This window comes from Microbacterium oryzae, assembly GCF_009735645.1.
Lineage (GTDB): Bacteria > Actinomycetota > Actinomycetes > Actinomycetales > Microbacteriaceae > Microbacterium > Microbacterium oryzae.
Genome location: NZ_CP032550.1, coordinates 652,833 through 671,033 on the forward strand (window position 1 = coordinate 652,833; position 18,201 = coordinate 671,033).

Sequence of the window (18,201 nt, forward strand, 5' to 3'; positions counted from 1 at the left end):
CCATCCTCTCCGATCCGCCGCCGGTCGGCGTCAGGCGGGCACGTCGAGCGTACGGCTCGCATCCCACGGGAGCGTCCATCCGAGCCGGTCGAACATCGCGTCGAGCACGCCGGCGGTGAAGCCCCACACCACGCGCTCCTCGCCCGTCCGCGGGTCGGGCACGACGAACGCCGGCCCGCGCCAGGTGCTGCCGCGATGGTGCGTGACCGACGTGAAGCGGGACGCGGGCGACAGCAGGTCGGCGACTGGCGCGCGGAACACCGCCGACGATTCGGCGACGTCCACCACGCGCACGGCGGATGGCCGGCGCCACCAGGCGAGGACGGGCGTCACGAGATGGCCGGAGGCGGGCACGGGGATGGACGCGAGTTCGCCGAGCACGTCGACTCCGGCGAGGTCGAGCCCGGTCTCCTCGTGCGCTTCGCGGAGCGCCGCGGCCGTGACATCGGCATCATGCGCGTCGACGCGCCCGCCGGGGAAGGCGACCTGTCCCGGGTGAGACCGCAGGGTCGTCGCGCGCGCCAGCAGCAGCACGTCGAGGTCGCGCGAGACGATGGGGCGCGCGTCGGGCTCGCGCGGCGCGGCGTCGTGCGGGGCGGGCGTCTCGGCGGCGCGCACAGGTGCGTCCGCGACAGACGAGGTGGGTGCGTCGGCGGCGGGCAGGTCGTCGAGCACCCCGAACAGGACGAGGACGGCGGCCGGGCGGCCGGCGGCGGGCATCATGCGCGCGCGCTCCGTCGCCCAGGGGCCGGCGAAGTCGCGGTCCGCGGCGAGGGCCTCGAGCTGCGCGCGAGCGGTGGCGGGCGGCAGCGGCTCGGACGGCATGGTCCCGAGCGTAGCCGCCGGCGCGCTTGCTCCGCGTGACCTGGGAAGCCGCAGGCGGGCTGCGCGTCACCGTGTCGTGCGCGGGCCCCCGGCTTAGCATTGCGCTATGAGGACGAGATCGAGCGGACGCACCCGGGCTCTCACCCGAGCGGCGGGTGCCGCGGTCGTGACCGCCCTCCTCCTCGGCGGCACCCCCGCCGTCGCGTCCGCGCAGTCGTCGCCATCCCCGTCGGCCCAGCCTTCGGAGGCGGCCACCCCCGAGCCGACGCCATCCGCGCCCGCCGAGCCCTCGCCATCCGCCACCCCGCCCGCGGAGCCGACGGTGCGCGTGGAAGCCGCGTCGGCCGATGCGTACGCGGCCCGGGCGGCGCAGATCGTCGCCGAGATGAGCCCCGAGCAGCGCGCGGGGACCGTCGTGATGGGGCACATCCCGTCGCGTGACGCGGAGACGGTGCGGTCATACCTCGCCGGCAGCAACCTCGGCGGGTTCCTCCTCATGGGGGCGAACGTCGGCTGGGAGGAGCAGACGCGGTCGCTCACCGACGCCATGGCCGTCGACCCCGCGCTGCCGCCGCTCATCGCCGTCGACCAGGAGGGCGGCGCGGTGTCACGTCTCTACTGGGATCGGGCGCCGTCCGCCAGGGAGCTGCGCGACCAGTCGCCGGGCGCGACCGAGGCCGCCTTCGCCAGGCGCGGAGCGCTCGTCGCGCGCGCGGGCATCAGCGTCAACTTCGGCATCGTCGCCGACACCACCGCCGACACCAGCTCGTTCATCTGGCAGCGAGTGCTCGGCGAGACACCGAGCGCTGCGACGTCGCGCGTCGCGGCGGCGGTGAGCGGCGAGTCGCCGTACGTGCTGTCGGCGCTCAAGCACTTCCCCGGGCACGGACCCGTCCGCGAGGACTCGCACTTCACCATCCCGGCGACCGACGCGACGCTGTCGCGATGGAACTCGCGTGACGCCCGCCCGTTCCTGGCCGGGATCTCCGCGCAGGCGCCGCTGGTCATGATGGGGCACCTCGCGTACACCGCCGTGAACCCGGCGCCGGCGTCGCTCTCGCCGGAGTGGTACCGGATCCTGCGCGACGAGCTCGGCTTCGAGGGCGTCGCCGTCACCGACGACCTCGGCATGCTCGTGCAGAGCGGGCGCCTGGAGTACCAGGACCCGGTGCAGAATGCGATCACGGCGCTCTCCGCCGGTGCGGACCTCGTGCTCACCGTCGCGCGCTCGACGCCGCAGACCGCTCCCGACATGGCGGCGGGCATCGCCGCGGCGGTGCAGTCCGGGACGCTGTCGGAGGAGCGACTCACGGAGGCCGCGACGCGCGTCGTGGCACTGCGCCTGCAGGCCGGCGGCGCAGGACGCTCGCTGCTGCCGTGCGAGGGGGAGTGCGCCGCGCCCCAGGGCTGACCGGCGCTTTTGTGGCGTGTGGCCCGGGCGTGTGGCTCGGGCGTGTGGCCGGGCGTCGGATGGTCGGCGCTCGCGCGGTGCTCGGGCGGTGCTCTCGGGCGCGTACGGCGAGTGGTTGGGGTCGGCTCTCTCGGTTAAGCTCGTAGCTTAACGCCGTAAGCCTGCGCGCACTCGCGCAGCAGACTCACGGAGGCCGGTCAAGCGCCGAAGAAGGCAGCTCGACGCGGCGTGGCGGGCGTGACGCGTGCACAGGTTGACTGCGGCGGCGTGTCTCCTACGGGTTTTCCACAACAGCTGAATGTTCGACTGTTCCCGCTTGAAATGTCGGTAGCCGCTTCTATCGTGGAGGCATGGTCAAAGACGCCAACCTGGTCGCGCGGACCGCTCCCACCGTCCCGGTGGAGGCGGCGGTCGCGCTGCTGGATGGTCTCTTCGCGGGGGTGGAGGATCTTCCGGATGTGGACCTGGTGGCGGTGACGGGGCGGGTGGAGCAGCTCGGCCGGATCGTCGACGCACTCCGGGTGCGGGCGGCGGGGGAGGTCACGCGCCGCTCCCGGCGGGGGTTGGAGCATCCGCTGTCGGAGGCGCTGGGGTGCCGGACCGGCAGGGAGGTGCTGGAGCGGGTGACCGGGGTGCCGGGGCTGACGCTGTCGGGGCGGGCGCGGCTAGACGAGCGGACCCGGGAGCGGGAGTCCGCGACCGGCCTCCCGCTCCCGCCGGAGCGTCCGCTCCTGGCGGCGGCTCTCGCGGGTGGGCGGATCGGGGCGGAGCCGGCGGCGCTGCTGGTGAAGGCGTTCGATGCCGCGTCGAAGGCGCTGCCGGCCGAGGAGCGGCACAAGGTCGACGCGATGGAGGCGCACCTGGTCGGCATCGCCACCGGTGCCATCGCCTCGGACCTCGACGACGCCATCGTCCCCGACGATCTCGCCACCCTCCTCGACCCCGCCACGGCCACTCCCGAAGCCGATGCTGACGCGGCCGAAGCCGAAGCCGACGTCGACGTCGATGCGGAAGCCGGTGGTGCTGAGGCGGACGAGGAAGCGGGTGGGGTGGTGCCGCCGCCGTGGAGTGTGGTGAAGGCGCATGCGGATGCGTGGGTGGATGTGCTCACGGCGGACGGGTTCGATCCGGATCATGAGCACGACAAGGCGTTCCGGGCACGGGGTCTGACGGTCACGGAGCTCCCGAACGGGAACTTCCGGGTGAACGGGATCCTCGTTCCCGAAGCCGGAGCCCTCCTCCAGATCCTCCTCGCCGCGCACACCAATCCCGCCCGCGGCGCCGCCTTCACCGGCCCCGACAGCCCTGACAGCGCGGACAGCGCGGCAGATGAGGGGTCCGCTTCCACATGGGGCGCAGACGCTGGTAGCGCCGACGGAACGGAAAACGGTGCCGCTGACGGAGCCAGCGGGACGACGGACGCCGACGCGGACGCCGAGGGCGGGTTCCTGGACGGGGTGGATCCGGAGGATCAGGGCACGAAACCGTGGCAGGCGGCGGAGATCGTCCACGACCCCCGCACCGCCACGCAGAAGCGCCACGACGCGCTCATGGCGATGCTGCAGGCGGCCTCCCGCGCCGCAGAGACCCCGACCCTCGGCGGCGCCGCCCCGACCGTGATGATCCACGTCACCGACACCGACCTCGCCACCACCCACCCCGACACCGACCCGACCGACGAGTCCGCATGGGACGGCTCACCGGGGTGGGACGACTCTCCAGGGTGGGACGACTCTCCAGGGTCGGGGAACGACCATCCTCCGAACTCCGGGCCACCACCGACCTCGCCTTCGCCAGCTGCGCCACCACCCTGGTCACCCTCGCGGCGACGCCGGTCGGGGATCGCGCACCTCGACGGCACCTCCCGGGCCGTGCCAGTGTCGGTCGCTCGGCGGATCGGGTGCAGCGGGGACATTCTCCGAGCCGTGTTCAGCGCCACCGGGAGGATCCTGTCCCTGACCAGCCTGCAGCGGACCTTCACCGCCACGCAGCGGAAGGCGATCGTCGCCCGAGACGGCGGGTGCATCATCCCCGGATGCACCATCCCCGCCGCCTGGTGCGAGATCCACCACGTCCAAGACCACGCCCTCGGCGGCGCCACCCACACCGACAACGGGGTCCTGCTGTGCTGGTGGCATCACCATCACCTCGAGCACTCCGGATGGGACATCCAGATGCGAAACGGCACCCCCTACATCGCCGCCCCGAACTGGATCGACCGACACCACCGCTACCGGCCCGCACCCACCTCCACCACCCGACTCCACGCGAAGATCCGCGGCAGGCAGCAATGAGCAGCCCTGCAGCTACCGTGAAGGCGGAGTGCCGGTACAGCGTTCAGCAGCGGTCAGTCTCTGCCCTGCCACGCCCCGAGGATCTCCTCGCGCAGTGCGTTGCCGCGAAGCGCGAGGTCGCGCTGGCGACGCACGTACTCGGCCTTGCCCTCGGGCGTCTCGATCGCGACGGGTGCGAAGCCCCAGTCCGCGAGGTCGTATGGCGATGCCTCCATGTCGAGCCGGCGGATGTCCCGCGCGAGCTCGAATGCATCGAGCAGCAGCTCGCCGGGAACGAGCGGCCCGAGTTTCACCGCCCACTTGTAGACGTCCATCCCCGCGTGCAGGCACCCGGGCTGCTCGCGCTCCGGCTGCCCTTCGCGGCTCAGCAGCTCGCGGTTCCGCGGCACGGCGTCGGGCGTGAAGAACCGGAACGCGTCGAAGTGCGTGCACCGCAGCTCGTGCGACTCGACGACGGCGTCCGTCCCGCTCTGTCCGAGGCGCAGAGGCTGTGGATGGCGGTGGTCGCCCTGTCGGTAGACCATCGCCCACTCGTGCAGGCCGAAGCACCCGAACTGCCCCGGTCGCGACGCGGTGCGTCGCAGGATCGCGTCGATGAGCGACAGCAGCTGCGGCTTCGCGGCCTCGAACCCGTCGCGGTCGACCACGAGCGACCCGGGGGCGGTTCCCGTCACGTACCAGCGCCATCCAGTCCGCTCGCCGCCCGCCGCCTCCTCGAGCTCGACGCCGGGGCCCGGATGCCAGCGTCGCAGCACCGACGGCTTGTATGAGTAGTACGTGAAGAGGAAGTCCCACACCGGGTGCTTCTCACCACGCGCGGCGCGCGCCCGGTGCGCGGCCGTCAGCGCGTCCGCGCGGGCGACGTGCGCCTCCTCGCGCGCGCGCCACTCGGCGCGGGCAAGGGACGTGGTGATCGCGAGCGCGGGCATGTCAGCGGGCGAGGATGGCGCTCATCGCGCGGGAGAGGTACCAGGGGTCGACGACCGCCGTGAGCTCGCGCGCCGAGTGCATCGAGAGGATCGGCACGCCGACATCGACGGTGCGGATGCCGAGTCGCGTCGCCGAGATCGGCCCGATCGTCGATCCGCACGGGATCGCGTTGTTCGACACGAACTCCTGCGACGGGACGTCGGCCGCGCGGCAGGCGGCGTTCCAGGCGGCGGCGCCGTGGGCGTCGGTCGCGTAGCGCTGGTTCGCGTTGATCTTGAGGATGGGGCCGCCGCCGACCATCGGCTGGTTCGCCGGGTCGTGACGCTCGGCGTAGTTCGGGTGGACGGCGTGACCGACGTCGCTCGAGATATGCAGCGAGGCCGCGTACGCTCGCGCGCGCTCCTCGGGGCCCGCGCCCAGCGAGGTCGAGATGCGGACGAGCACCTCCTCGTGGAACGGCCCCGCCGCGCCCGACCGTGACGCACTGCCGATCTCCTCGTGGTCGAACGCCGCGAACATCGCGATCGCGTCGGCCGGCCGGGCATCGCGGATGGCCGTGAGCGCGGCATGCGTGGACAGCAGGTTGTCGAGACGGCCCGAGGCGAAGAGCGCCTCGTCCGCGCCGAACACACGCGGGGTCTGCGTGTCGGCGACGACGAGGTCGTAGCCGTCGATCGCGTCAGCGGTCGTGCCGGCGAGGTTCGCGACGACGGCGAGGATGTCGGCGCTCTCGCGGTCGCCGAAGCCCCAGACCGGCTGCGTGTGGCGCTGCTTGTCGAGGGCGAGGCCGTCGTTCACCGAGCGGTCGAGGTGCACGGCGAGCTGCGGGAGGCGCAGCAGCGGCCCGGTCCGCACAAGGTGCTCCGCGCCATCCGCCGTCACCACGCGCCCGGCGAGCTCGAGCTCGCGGTCGAGCCACGAGTTCAGCAGCGGGCCGCCATAGATCTCGACACCCAGCTGCCACCATCCGCCGGGGCCGATGGTCGTGGGCTTCGGCTTGAGCTTGAAGCCGGGGGAGTCGGTGTGCGCGCCCACGATGGCGAAGGGCGTCGTCGCGGTCGCGCCATCCGGCACGACGAAGGCGATGACCGAGCCGTCGCGCACGACCACGTACCGGCCGCCGGGAGCGATGTCCCACGCATCGGCCTCGTTCAACCGGGCGAACCCATCGGCCGTCAGACGCCGTGCTGCCTCCCCGGCGGCGTGGTACGACGACGGCGACGCGCTCACGAACGCGGCGAGGTCGTCGATGTGGGCGCGTGCGGCAGTGGGGACGGTCATCCCTCCAGGGTATCCAGCGCTCGCTGAGCGACGGTCCGCCCAGCGCTCACAGCGACGGTCGCCCCGCAGCTCGCCCGCCGGCTACTCCACCGGCTCGATGAGCTCCGGGGAGTCGTTGCGCACGTTCCCAACCGCCGCCGCGACACGGTGATAGGTGAGCTGCTCGGCCACGCGCGGCGCGTCGTCGAGCGCGGCGTCGAGGATGTCGAGCGGGTAGTCCACGTCGGTGTCGAGCCACGCGTCGGCGTGGTCGGCGTCGAGAAACACCGGCATCCGCTGGTGCACCGACCCGAGCTGGCCGATCGCCTCGCGCGTGAGGATGGTGAAGCTCAGCATCCAGCGCGTCGGGTCGTCGGCCGCCTTCGCCGGGTCCGTCCACCACTCGTACAGTCCGGCGAGCAGGAGCGCCTCCTCCTCGGACGGGTGGATGAAGAGCGGCACCTTGCCCTCCTCGGTGACCTGCCACTCGTAGTAGCCGCTCACCGGGACGACCGCGCGGCGCTTCTGCAGCGCGGGCGCGAACATCCGCTTCTCCTCGAGCTCCTCGGCGCGGGCGTTGAAGGCGCGCACGCCGATCGACGGGTCCTTCGCCCACGACGGAACGAGTCCCCACCGTGCGGACTCGAGACGCCGCGTCGGCGGATCGGTCTTCGCGGAGTCCAGCACGATCGCGGCCTGCGCGGTGGGCGCGACGTTGAACGAGGGCGCGGGGAGGTCATCCGAGACGAGATCCACGCGCAGCTGACCGACCAGTTCCGAGCCCACCCGGGCCACGACGAAGCGTCCGCACACGGTGGCAGGCTACGCCTTCAGAATCCCGACGGCCTCGAGCCGCTCGGCGAGCCCCGCGCCGTCGCCCGCGGTCACCCACGGCACACCGGCGGCGCTGTGGTCATCGACGACGGTGCGACCGCCCGCGAGCACGGCCTGCGCGGGCGACAGACGGCGGATGGCCACAGCCGAGACGGAGTCCGGATGCTTGCGCGTGAACTCGGTGTAGATCTCGTCGTCGTGCTGACCGTCGTCGCCGATGAGCAGCCATGCGATGTCGGGGAACTCCTCGGCCAGGCGCAGGAGGTTCATGCGCTTGTGGTCGCTGCCGCTGCGGAACCACCGCTCGTGGGTGGGGCCCCAGTCCGTGAGCAGCATGGACCCGGGCGGGAAGAGATGCCGCGAGAGGAATGAAGTGAGGGTGGGAGCGATGTTCCATGCCCCGGTCGACAGATAGAGCATGGGGGAGCCGGGGTTCTCGCGCACGATGCGCTCGAGCAGCACGGCCATCCCCGGAACCGGCTGGCGGGCGTGGGTGTGGATGACGAACGAGTTCCACGCGGCCAGCAGCGGACGCGGCAGCGCCGTCACCATGACCGTGTCGTCGACGTCGGAGACGATCCCGAACCGGACGTCGGGGTCGACGACGAACACGCGACCCGACGTCTCGCTGCCGCCCTCGACCGACAGCCGGAAGGTCTGCCATCCCGGTTCGAGATCGGCGGGAACCACCGCATCGATGACGCCGCCGCGATCGGCGACGACCTCGTGCGTCGCGCCGCCGACGGTCACGGTCACCTTCGCGAACGCGATCGGGATGCCGGCGAAGGAGCGCCAGCCGCGGACGCTCGCCGCCTCGCCCTCGGGCGTATTGCGCGGCGCGGGCACGATGAGCACGCGGCCGAGGACGCGGATCCAGCCCTTTCCGCCGTAGCCCGAGAAGGGGACAGCGGTGGGCACTCGCCCCTTGCGGCGCGCGACGCGTTCGCGCCATGCGTGGAAGCGGCGCTCGAGTCGCGCGACCCAGTGGATCTTGCTCGGGGCGGGTGTCAGGGAGGACATCGCCCTCAGTCTTCCATGGCCCGATCGTTCGCGGGGCTCTCGTCGCCGTGCAGATGGCGGTGCTCGATGCGCGCGATGACCTTCTTGGCCGCCACGACGAGGACGGCGAACAGCAGGATGGCCCCGACGAAGAGGTAGCCGGCGTAGTGCGCCTGGTCGGCGATCTCCCGGAACCCCCGCGCGGCGCTGGCCGAGATGCTCACGTAGATTCCCGCCCACAGCACGCAGGCCGGGAGGGTCCACGCGATGAAGCGGCGGTACGCGAACCCGGTCATGCCGACCGTGAGCGGCACCAGGGAGTGCAGCACGGGCAGGAAGCGGGAGAGGAAGATGGCGATGCCGCCGCGGCGCTCCAGGTAGCGCTCCGACCGCTCCCAGTTGCGCTCGCCGATCCGGCGACCGAGCCAGGAATGGCGGATGCGCGGGCCGAGCCAGCGGCCGAGCGCGAAGCCGATGCTCTCGCCGATGAGCGCGCCGACGACGACCGCGCAGCCGAGGGCGAGGCCCTGCCACACGGACTCGACGCCGGCGGCGGCGACGATCACGATAGTGTCACCCGGCACGACCAGCCCGACGAGGACGCTGGTCTCGAGCATGACCGCGAGACCCGCCAGCACGGTGCGCAGGACCGGATCCACCGCCGCGACGAGGTCCAGGATCCACAGGAGGATCTCGTTGATCACGTGCCGAGCATACGAGACGAGCGCTCGCGCTAACCTTGAGTCTCCCCGATCTTCCGCTGTCCGGCTCCCCGGGCGGCGCCTTTCGATTCCGATTGGCCTCATCGCACCGTGTCGCAGAACCCCGTGTCGCAGAACCCCGCAGAGCACCCCGAGAACGACGTCCACGCCATCCAGGCGAAGTGGCAGGCCTACTGGAGCGAGCACGGCACGTTCCTCGCCGGGGAAGAGGGCGACACTCGCCCGCGCAAGTACGTGCTCGCGATGTTCCCGTACCCCTCGGGCGATCTGCACATGGGGCACGCGGAGAACTACCTCTACAGCGACATCGTCGCGCGCTTCTGGCGGCACCGCGGGTACAACGTGCTGCACCCGATCGGCTGGGACTCGTTCGGCCTGCCCGCCGAGAACGCCGCCATCAAGCGCAAGGCCGACCCGCGCGAGTGGACCTACGCGAACATCGCGCAGCAGCGCGAGAGCCTCAAGCGCTACGGCGTCTCGTTCGACTGGAGCCGCGTGCTCCACACGAGCGACGAGGACTACTACCGCTGGAATCAGTGGCTGTTCCTGCAGCTGCACGAGCGGGGTCTGGCGTACCGCAAGGAGAGCCCCGTCAACTGGTGCCCGAACGACCAGACCGTGCTCGCCAACGAGCAGGTGGTCGACGGGCACTGCGAGCGCTGCGGTGCCGAGGTCGAGAAGAAGAAGCTCACGCAGTGGTACTTCAAGATCACGGAGTACGCCGACCGCCTGCTCGACGACCTGAACCAGCTCGAGGGCTTCTGGCCGCACAAGGTGCTGCAGATGCAGCGCAACTGGATCGGCCGCTCGGTCGGCGCCGACATCGACTTCGAGATCGAGGGCCGCGACGAGAAGGTCACCGTCTTCTCCACGCGCCCCGACACGCTGCACGGCGCGACGTTCATGGTGGTCGCTCCCGACAGCGACCTCGCCGCCGAGCTCGTCGCCGGCTCCTCGCCGGAGGTGCGGATGGCTTTCCAGGCCTATCTGGACGACGTGCGCAAGCAGACCGACATCGAGCGCCAGAACTCCGACCGCCCGAAGACCGGCGTCTTCCTCGACCGCTTCGCGATCAACCCCGTGAACGGCGAGCGCCTGCCGATCTGGGCCGCCGACTATGTCCTGGCCGACTACGGACACGGCGCCGTCATGGCCGTGCCCGCGCATGATCAGCGCGACCTCGACTTCGCCATCCGCTTCGACCTGCCCGTGCGCGTGGTCGTCGACACGTCCGCTCCCGTCACCGGGGCCATCCCGGTGATCGAGCTGGACGAGGACGGCGTGCCGATCGACCCCATGCCCTCGGAGGACCCGCGCGAGACCGGCGTCGCCCTCACCGGCGAAGGCCGCCTCATCAACTCGGGCGCCCTCAACGGGCTCTCCAAGCGCAACGCGATCGCCCGTGTGGTCGAGCAGCTGGCGGCCGCCGGCACCGGCCGCGCCGCCAAGCAGTACCGTCTGCGCGACTGGCTGATCTCGCGTCAGCGGTACTGGGGCACGCCCATCCCGATGCTTCACACCGAGGATGGCCGGGTCGTGCCCGTTCCCGAGGACCAGCTGCCCGTGCGCCTGCCCGTCGCGGAAGGTCTCGATCTCAAGCCGAAGGGCAAATCGCCGCTGGGCGCCGCGACCGAGTGGGTCACGACGACCGTTCCGGCCACCGGCGCGCCCGCGCTGCGCGATCCCGACACGATGGACACGTTCGTCGACAGCTCGTGGTACTTCCTGCGGTTCCTGTCGCCGGGCATGGACGGCGCGCCGTTCGGCTCCGCCGACGCCTCGCGCTGGGCGCCGGTCGACGCCTACATCGGCGGCGTCGAGCACGCGATCCTGCACCTGCTGTACGCGCGCTTCATCACGAAGGTCCTCTTCGATCTGGGTCGCGTGGACTTCACCGAGCCGTTCTCCAGCCTCATCAACCAGGGCATGGTCATCCTCGACGGCGCGAAGATGTCGAAGTCGAAGGGCAACCTCGTGCTCTTCAGCGACGAGCTCTCCGCGCACGGTGCCGACGCGCTGCGCGTCGCCCTCGCCTTCGCGGGCCCGGTGGAGGACGACAAGGACTGGAAGGACGTCTCGACCACCGGCGCGCAGAAGTTCCTCGCCCGCGCCATGCGCGTCGCGCAGGACGTGACGAGTTCGCGCGACGTGGTGTGGGCCGACGGCGACGCCGCGCTGCGCCGCGTGACGCACCGCCTCCTCGCGGAGGCGCCGAGCCTGGTCGAGCAGACCAAGTTCAACGTCGTCGTGGCGCGCCTCATGGAGCTGGTCAACGCCATCCGCAAGACGATCGACAGCGGAGCGGGCGCCGGCGACCCCGCCGTCCGCGAGGCCGCCGAGGTCACCGCCATGGTGCTCGACCTCTTCGCCCCCCACACGGCGGAGGAGATGTGGGAGGTGCTCGGCTACGAGCCGTCGGTCGGACTCGTCACGTGGCGGAACGCCGACCCGACGCTCCTCGTCGAGGAGAAGGTCACCGCGGTCGTGCAGATCGACGGCAAGGTGCGCGCCACGCTCGAGGTGCCGGCGAAGATCGACGGTCCGTCGCTCGAGCACCTCGCACGCAACGACGACCGGGTGCTGCGGGCGCTCGGCGAGCGCGAGATCACGCGCGCGATCGTGCGGCCGCCGAAGGTCGTCAGCTTCTCGACGAAGTAAGGCAGCGCGCGCGAAGGCCGGCTTCCCGGTAGGGAGGCCGGCCTTCGCGCGCGGGCTCCGGGCGTCGCGACCGGACTCCCTTGCGGTCGGGCCCGGTCACGGCGAATCGGTGAGCGTCCACCAGACGCCGCCCACCACGAGCAGTGCAACGCGGTGCACCACCTCAGGCGTCGTCTCGAGAGACGGTGCGGCGATCGGTCAGCCCCAGGACCGAGTAGCGGCGCTCGATACCCGCGGTCGCACGTCCCCACTCGCTGCTCGCGACGCGTTCCTGATGCATCCTGAAAGCGGGTTCGTCTGCGAACTGCTCATCGACATCCCAGACCAGAGGGTCAGAGGACGGCGTGACGGCGAAGGCGAGGCACCCCGGCTCGGTGCGGGTCAGCGCGACGTGTCGGGGGAGGTGCTCGGCGACCAGCCTCGACTCGACCTCGTTCTTGCAGACCAATCGGCCGGTCAGACGAACAGCGCTCACCCCATCGATGCTAGACGGCCGTGTCGTCCCGGGTGCGGGACTCCGGACTCGTGGGGCGCGCTCGTCCAGGTGCCGCCCGGGCATCACCGTGTGCACAGGCCGCCCGGTGCGGCGTGGCGCGCAGCCTTCCGCTCTCCCTTCCTCACGGGGGTCCGCCGCCGCCTAGCGTGACGAGGATGAGCGCCGAGACGGGCTTCCGATCGCCGCGCGCCCGCCTGGGCGTCGGCGGGGTGGTCGTGCTCGTGCTCGCCGCTCTCGCCCTGACGGTCGGCATCGGCATCTGGCGCGGCGCGTCCTCTCCGGTGGAGGAGGTCGCGGTCACCACTGCGCCGACGAGCAGTCCCGTGGCGGAGGCCGGGCAGTTGTTCGTGCACGTGCACGGCGCAGTGAATGAGCCCGGGCTCTACGTGCTCGCGGCCGGCGCTCGCGTCGTCGATGCGATCTCCGCCGCCGGCGGGCTCGCCGACGACGCGGACGCTGCGGCGGTGAACCTCGCCCGGCCGCTCGCCGACGGAGAGCAACTGGGAGTGCCCGCCGTGGGGGAGGAGCCGCCGCCACCCGCACCATCCTCGGGAACGGGGTCAGGGCCATCCGGCGGGGAAGCTCTCGTGAGTCTCAACAGCGCGGACCAGGCCGCGCTGGAAGCCCTGCCGCGTATCGGCCCCGCTCTCGCGCAGCGCATCATGGCGTGGCGTGAGGAGAACGGCCCGTTCATGGCGGTCGAGGATCTGCTCGCGGTGCCGGGAATCGGCGACAAGATGCTCGAGACGCTCCGGCCGTTGGTGACGCTGTGACGCGCGTGCGCGACCTGCGACTGCTGCCGATCGCCGCTGGGGTCTGGGCGGTGGCGCTGGTGTGCGTGCTCCTGCCGGCAGCCGCACCCGGCATGGTCGTCGGACTGTGGATGGCCGCGGTCGCGCTGGTGGTGCTGCTCGCGGTGCGGCGGGGTCGGCTCATCGCGGGTGCGTTGCCGCTGCTGGCGGTGGCGCTGGCAGTGTCAGGGGTCGTCGCGACGCACGCGGCCGTCGCTGAGGGGGATCGGGCGGCGGCCCGCGAGCTCGCTGCCCAGCCGGGTCGCGTCGTCGAGGCGACGGTGACGCTCACGACGAAGGTGCGGCAGGTGGGCGATGCGCTGTGGTTCGACGGCGACACCGCGCAGCTGCGCGGCGGGCGCGACGAGATCCCGCTGCGCGTCCCCCTCACGATCTCGATCGAGCCCGACCAGCTGCGGGATGGCCCCGCTCTCGACCTCGGGTCGGTGGTGACCGTGCGCGGTTCGGCCGAACCGGGCGACGCGGGGCAGCGGTCCGTGCTGGTCCTCTTCGCCGGGCGCGGCGAGGTGGTGCGCGGGCCGCCGCACGTGCTGGGTCTGATGAGCGGGCTGCGCGACGGCTTCGTGCACGACGTCGTAGCCGGGCTTCCCGAGCCGGGCGCGGGCCTGCTTCCCGGGCTCGCCGTCGGCGACGACCGCGGCGTGTTCGAGGAGCTCGATGCCGCCATGAAGACGTCGTCGCTGTCGCACCTGACCGCGGTCAGCGGAGCCAACTGCGCACTCGTCGTCGGGATCGCGTTCGCGGCGGCGGCCGCGATGCGCATGCCACGCGCGATGCGAGTGATGATGGCGCTGGCGACGCTGGGCGGCTTCGTGCTGCTCGTCACGCCGGAGCCGAGCGTCATCCGCGCGGCGACGATGGCCGCGATCGCGATGCTCGGCGTGCTGCTCGGGCGCACGGGCGCGGGTGCGGCCGCGCTCGGAGGTGCGGTCGTGGTCTTGCTGACGCTCGACCCGTGGCTCGCAACGACGTACGGCTTCGCGCTGTCCGCGCTCGCGACGGCGGCGCTGCTCCTGCTCGCGGGTCCGCTCGCCGAGGGGCTCGAGCGCTGGATGCCGCGGGTCGTCGCACTCGGCATCTCGGTGCCGCTGGCCGCGCAGATCGTGTGCGGGCCGATCCTCGTGCTCCTGAGCCCGCAGGTGTCGGCCTACGGGGTGGTGGCGAACATGATCGCCGCGCCCGCGGCACCTTCGGCCACCGTGCTCGGGATGCTCGCATGCGTTCTGCAGAGTGTCCCCCTCCTGGCCGAGGGACTTGCCGGTCTCGCATGGGTCCCGTCGGCGTGGATCGGGCAGACCGCGCTGCTGTTCGCGCGCCTTCCGGTCGCGACCGTGCCCTGGTGGGGCGGTCTCCTCGGGTGTCTCGCGCTCGCCTTGGCCGGCGCCGCTCTCGTCGCTGTGCTTCTGCGCCCCGGCCGAGTGCGGGCGGGCGTGCGGCGAGCGTCACTCGTCGTGCTGGCGGTGGTGGCCGGCGTCAGCGCGGGGACGAGCGCGCTCGCCGGCGTCGCCGGACCGCTGACTGCCCCGCGCGACTGGAGCATCGCGATGTGCGACATCGGACAGGGCGACGCGGTGCTGCTGCGCTCCGAAGGCGCGACGATGCTCGTCGACACGGGGCCGGATCCGGCGCTTCTCGACGACTGCCTGACGCGACTCGGAATCGCGCGTCTCGACCTTCTCGTGCTCACGCACTTCGATCTGGATCACGTCGGCGGAGTGGACGCGGTCGCCGACCGCGCCGAAGCGGTGCTGCATGGACCGGTCGGCGCGGATGGCAGGGGATGGCTTGAGCGCGCCGGTGATACTCATTTCATCGACGCATCCGTGGGGATGTCTGGGAGCCTCGGCGCCGCGCGTTGGCGCGTGCTGTGGCCGAAGCGCGACAGTCGCGCCTTTCCGGAGGGGAACGATGCGAGCGTCGTCCTCGAGATCGCGGGAGGGACCATCCCGCGCACGCTGCTGCTCGGCGACCTCGGCGCATCGTCCCAGGCGGCATTGCGCGGATCGGGCGCCCTCGCGGCGCGGTTCGACGTCGTCAAGGTCGCGCACCATGGCAGCGCCGATCAGGACCCCGAGCTCTATCGCATGGCGCGCCCCGCCCTCGCCCTGATCGGCGTGGGCGCCGACAACGACTACGGTCATCCCGCCGACGGCATCCTCGCCGAGCTGAGGTCGCTCGGGACGACGATCACGCGCACGGATCAGGACGGCCTCGTGCTGGTCGGCCGGTCGGCGGATGGCGCGCCCTGGGTGTGGCGGGAGCGTCCGCCACCCCAGAAAGCCGCAGGATGAGCGGCCGACGCGGCCACCGCCATCCGCTCAGCTGGTCTGATCGGTCGCCTCCTCCTCGTAGCCGATGAGCCAGCTCACGCCGTGCCGGTCGACGACGCGTCCATCGTGCGCGCCCCAGCTGCGCCGCTGCAGCGGATCGATCACGATGCCGCCGTCGGACAGAGCGTGGAACCAGCGGGTGAGGGTTGCGCCGTCCGCGGTGCCGAGCAGCGCGATGCTCACCCCGCTCATCCGCAGCGTCTCCTCGCCTGCGACAGCGTCGGTGCCGTACAGACTCACGGAACCGGACAGCGCCCCGTGCGCGATCGCGTCGGCGGGGCCATCCGTGCGGTCGAACTCGGCGTACGTATGCAGGGCGAGCTCGCCGCCGAAGACGTCTCGATAGAACGTGAGCGCCTCGGCGGCGGTGCCGGGAAACCAGAGGTACAGGGTCTGCGCGGTCATGGGGCTCCTTCGCCGGTCGCCACGGCGGTCGTGGCATGCGTCAAGGATGCCCGATGGTGGCGCTGGCGTCTCCAGGCCCATATATTGATCGCCATCGCTCAAGGGGGGCGGGGGAGTGAGTGAATCGATGAAGATCAAGAAGCGGACGAGTGCGGTGCTCGGAATGGGTGCGGCGATCGCGATGAGCATGTTCGGGGCGGTGGCGCCGGCATCAGCGGCTACTCTGGCGCCGTCTTGCGTGATCGCACACACGCTCAGCAACGGTGACGTCAAGGTGGCGAACAACTGTGCGAAGGCGAAGCGGATCAAGGTCGTCATGGCTTGGGGTCCCGACCTGGCCTGCTGGACCATCGGCGCTGGCGGGGCTGCCATCTGGGACGACCCGCTCGGTCGTCTCGACCGGGTCGTGCTCTGCTGACCGCGTAAGCGAGGGCGGGGTCGGGCGGGTCCCGGCCCCGCCTTCCTCGTGACCGGACGCGAACGGTTCCTGTCAGGATGGGCAGGTGAGCGAATCTTGGGATGAGCGGATCGACGCCTTCTGGGAGTCGGCGGACGGTGCGCGGCCAGCGGAGACGCTCGCCGCGATGGCCGTGCTGATCCGCGAGCGCGGGGACGGCGACCCGGACGCGCTGTACGAATGGGCGTCGGCGCACGACTTCCTCGGGCGGGAGGCGGAGGCGATTCCGCTGTATCGCGAGGCTCTCGCTGCGGGGCTGTCGGGGGAGCGGCGTCCGCAGGCGATCATCCAGCTCGCGAGCTCGCTGCGCAATGTCGGCGACCCCGCGGCGGCGATCGACCTGCTCGAGGAGCATGCACCCCATGCGGTCACGGGCTCCGCATCGCAGGCGTTCCTCGCGCTCGCGCTCCACGACGCCGGCCGCACCGACGAGGCACTCCGCGTCGCGCTGCGTGCCCTCGCCCCGACACTGCCGCTGTACTCGCGTGCGGTCGCTGCGTACGCCGATGAGCTGGTCACCGTCCGAGCGGAGTAGTCGCAGGGGGCGTTACTCGTGGCCGAGGGGAATCTCGGCCGACTCCCGCCAGACTCCGTTCGCGCCCTCGACGAGGAGCGTCACGGCATCGGCGCGTCCGTGAAGCGGAAGGACGGCGCGCACCTCCCGCTCGGCGCCGATCAGCTCTGCGTGAGTGGCGGTGTCGCCGACGGTCGCGTGTGGTTCGGACCCGTCGTGTAGACCGCCGTAAGGAGGATAGGCGGGGAAGGCACGATGGACGGCGGCGGTGAGTCGCACGAAAGGCGACGCGTCGCCAGGAGCGAGCCACAGGATCTCGCCTCCGAACCAGCCCGTGTCGGTGAGCGCGAAGTCGAACCGCCGGACGGAGCAGACCGCGCGGCGCAAAGCCGTCGTCGCGGCTTCGTCTAGCTGCGAGGCCGGCACGAACGGAAAGAGAACGGTGATGTGCGGGGGTACCCCGGTGCGGGCGTCCGCTGCGAACCGCTGTCGAAGTCCGACGAGATCATGCGAGGTCGGCGCCTTCACGATCAACGCTGTCCGAGACATGGCTCGATGATAGAAGGGCCCGTCGAAGCACCGACGCGTTGCCGCATCAGACGTGCAGCAGGGCGGCTACAGTTCCATTCCCATCACCGTGCGCACCAGCGGTCCGCCGTGGTCGTCCTCGAGGCGGCGCATGCCGATCTTCTCCGCAACCCGGCGCGATGCCAGGTTCTCGGGATGGATGATCGCGACGAGCCGATCCGCCGTCGTGTTCCGACGAGCGAAGTCGCGGCAGGCGCCGGCGGCTTCCGTGGCCAGGCCGTGACCTTGCCGGGGGACGCGAATGTGATAGCCGACCTCTAACCGCGGCTCGCCATTCACGTCCTGCCAGGTCAGGCCGCAGTCGCCGACGAACTGACCGTCATGCGTCTCGACGACCCACAGTCCGTACCCGTGACGCTCGTAGTTATCCTGGTTCCACGCGATCCACGCTTGGGCCTGTTCCCTGTTCTTCGGCGATGGGTAGAACGCCATCACTTCCGGGTCTCCAAGGAGCTCAGCCATATCGTCGAGGTCATCGCGGCGCATCGGACGGAAGCGCAAATGGGGTGTGTCGGCGGGAAGCACAGACGGACGATACCCGAACGACGCAGTTTCCTCCTGAATCCGCCTCAGGTGCCCTCCACCGGGAGCCACGGGTCACGGGCCGCCGTGCCGAAGTCGTCGGCGCGCTCGAGTGCGGCGACGATCGACGGCCCGCGTGTGCTG

17 protein-coding genes are annotated in these 18,201 nt (G+C 71.6%); 7 read left to right on the forward strand and 10 right to left on the reverse strand.

Annotated features, from left to right (window positions below):
- Positions 1-30: 30 nt before the first annotated feature.
- Entirely contained in the window at positions 31-825 is a 795-nt protein-coding gene (locus tag D7D94_RS02980) for an NUDIX hydrolase (protein WP_156241148.1), read from the reverse strand.
- A gap of 106 nt (positions 826-931) precedes the next feature.
- Here D7D94_RS02980 and D7D94_RS02985 point away from each other — a divergent pair, with 106 nt between their 5' ends.
- Positions 932-2,236, forward strand: a complete 1,305-nt coding sequence (locus tag D7D94_RS02985) for a glycoside hydrolase family 3 N-terminal domain-containing protein (RefSeq protein WP_246171855.1) — start codon at positions 932-934, stop codon at positions 2,234-2,236.
- A 350-nt stretch (positions 2,237-2,586) separates the two neighbouring features.
- Positions 2,587-4,530, forward strand: coding sequence for an HNH endonuclease signature motif containing protein (locus D7D94_RS02990; RefSeq protein ID WP_156241149.1), 1,944 nt, complete (start codon positions 2,587-2,589; stop codon positions 4,528-4,530).
- 53 nt (positions 4,531-4,583) lie between these two features.
- On the opposite strand, the gene D7D94_RS02995 is transcribed toward D7D94_RS02990, so the two are convergent.
- The 5 genes from D7D94_RS02995 to D7D94_RS03015 form a co-directional block, all read right to left on the reverse strand.
- Entirely contained in the window at positions 4,584-5,459 is an 876-nt protein-coding gene (locus D7D94_RS02995; protein WP_156241150.1) for a 3-methyladenine DNA glycosylase, read from the reverse strand.
- Position 5,460: 1 nt separating this feature from the next.
- Complete coding sequence (locus tag D7D94_RS03000) at positions 5,461-6,741, reverse strand: M18 family aminopeptidase (RefSeq protein ID WP_156241151.1); 1,281 nt, start codon at positions 6,739-6,741, stop codon at positions 5,461-5,463.
- An 81-nt stretch (positions 6,742-6,822) separates the two neighbouring features.
- A complete protein-coding gene (locus D7D94_RS03005; RefSeq protein ID WP_156241152.1) occupies positions 6,823-7,533 on the reverse strand; it encodes an SOS response-associated peptidase in 711 nt (236 codons plus the stop codon).
- Between the two features lie 9 nt (positions 7,534-7,542).
- Positions 7,543-8,574, reverse strand: coding sequence for an App1 family protein phosphatidate phosphatase (locus D7D94_RS03010; RefSeq protein WP_156241153.1), 1,032 nt, complete (start codon positions 8,572-8,574; stop codon positions 7,543-7,545).
- Between the two features lie 5 nt (positions 8,575-8,579).
- A complete protein-coding gene (locus D7D94_RS03015) occupies positions 8,580-9,254 on the reverse strand; it encodes a DedA family protein (protein WP_156243290.1) in 675 nt (224 codons plus the stop codon).
- Positions 9,255-9,365: 111 nt separating this feature from the next.
- Here D7D94_RS03015 and leuS point away from each other — a divergent pair, with 111 nt between their 5' ends.
- Positions 9,366-11,933, forward strand: a complete 2,568-nt coding sequence (gene leuS, locus D7D94_RS03020) for a leucine--tRNA ligase (RefSeq protein WP_156241154.1) — start codon at positions 9,366-9,368, stop codon at positions 11,931-11,933.
- Positions 11,934-12,096: 163 nt separating this feature from the next.
- Here the strand turns inward: leuS and D7D94_RS03025 are convergent, their stop codons facing one another.
- Positions 12,097-12,408, reverse strand: coding sequence for a putative quinol monooxygenase (locus D7D94_RS03025; RefSeq protein ID WP_156241155.1), 312 nt, complete (start codon positions 12,406-12,408; stop codon positions 12,097-12,099).
- A 176-nt stretch (positions 12,409-12,584) separates the two neighbouring features.
- Between D7D94_RS03025 and D7D94_RS03030 the strand changes: the two genes are divergently transcribed.
- Positions 12,585-13,202, forward strand: coding sequence for a ComEA family DNA-binding protein (locus D7D94_RS03030; protein ID WP_156241156.1), 618 nt, complete (start codon positions 12,585-12,587; stop codon positions 13,200-13,202).
- A 5-nt stretch (positions 13,203-13,207) separates the two neighbouring features.
- On the forward strand, positions 13,208-15,532 hold the full coding sequence (locus D7D94_RS03035) for a ComEC/Rec2 family competence protein (protein ID WP_246171856.1): 2,325 nt from the start codon (positions 13,208-13,210) through the stop codon (positions 15,530-15,532).
- Positions 15,533-15,559: 27 nt separating this feature from the next.
- Here D7D94_RS03035 and D7D94_RS03040 read toward each other — a convergent pair whose 3' ends face one another.
- Entirely contained in the window at positions 15,560-15,976 is a 417-nt protein-coding gene (locus D7D94_RS03040; protein WP_156241157.1) for a VOC family protein, read from the reverse strand.
- Between the two features lie 127 nt (positions 15,977-16,103).
- Here D7D94_RS03040 and D7D94_RS03045 point away from each other — a divergent pair, with 127 nt between their 5' ends.
- Both D7D94_RS03045 and D7D94_RS03050 read left to right on the forward strand, forming a co-directional pair.
- The gene (locus D7D94_RS03045) at positions 16,104-16,394 is read left to right on the forward strand and encodes a hypothetical protein (protein ID WP_156241158.1); all 291 of its coding nucleotides are present in this window, start codon (positions 16,104-16,106) and stop codon (positions 16,392-16,394) included.
- Between the two features lie 85 nt (positions 16,395-16,479).
- Positions 16,480-16,968: a tetratricopeptide repeat protein gene (locus tag D7D94_RS03050; RefSeq protein ID WP_246171857.1), complete on the forward strand. Its 489-nt coding sequence runs from the start codon at positions 16,480-16,482 to the stop codon at positions 16,966-16,968.
- Positions 16,969-16,980: 12 nt separating this feature from the next.
- On the opposite strand, the gene D7D94_RS03055 is transcribed toward D7D94_RS03050, so the two are convergent.
- Together D7D94_RS03055 and D7D94_RS03060 are read right to left on the reverse strand one after the other, a co-directional pair.
- The gene (locus D7D94_RS03055; RefSeq protein WP_156241159.1) at positions 16,981-17,496 is read right to left on the reverse strand and encodes a 2'-5' RNA ligase family protein; all 516 of its coding nucleotides are present in this window, start codon (positions 17,494-17,496) and stop codon (positions 16,981-16,983) included.
- Positions 17,497-17,562: 66 nt separating this feature from the next.
- On the reverse strand, positions 17,563-18,060 hold the full coding sequence (locus D7D94_RS03060; RefSeq protein ID WP_216648681.1) for a GNAT family N-acetyltransferase: 498 nt from the start codon (positions 18,058-18,060) through the stop codon (positions 17,563-17,565).
- Positions 18,061-18,201 lie beyond the last annotated feature (141 nt).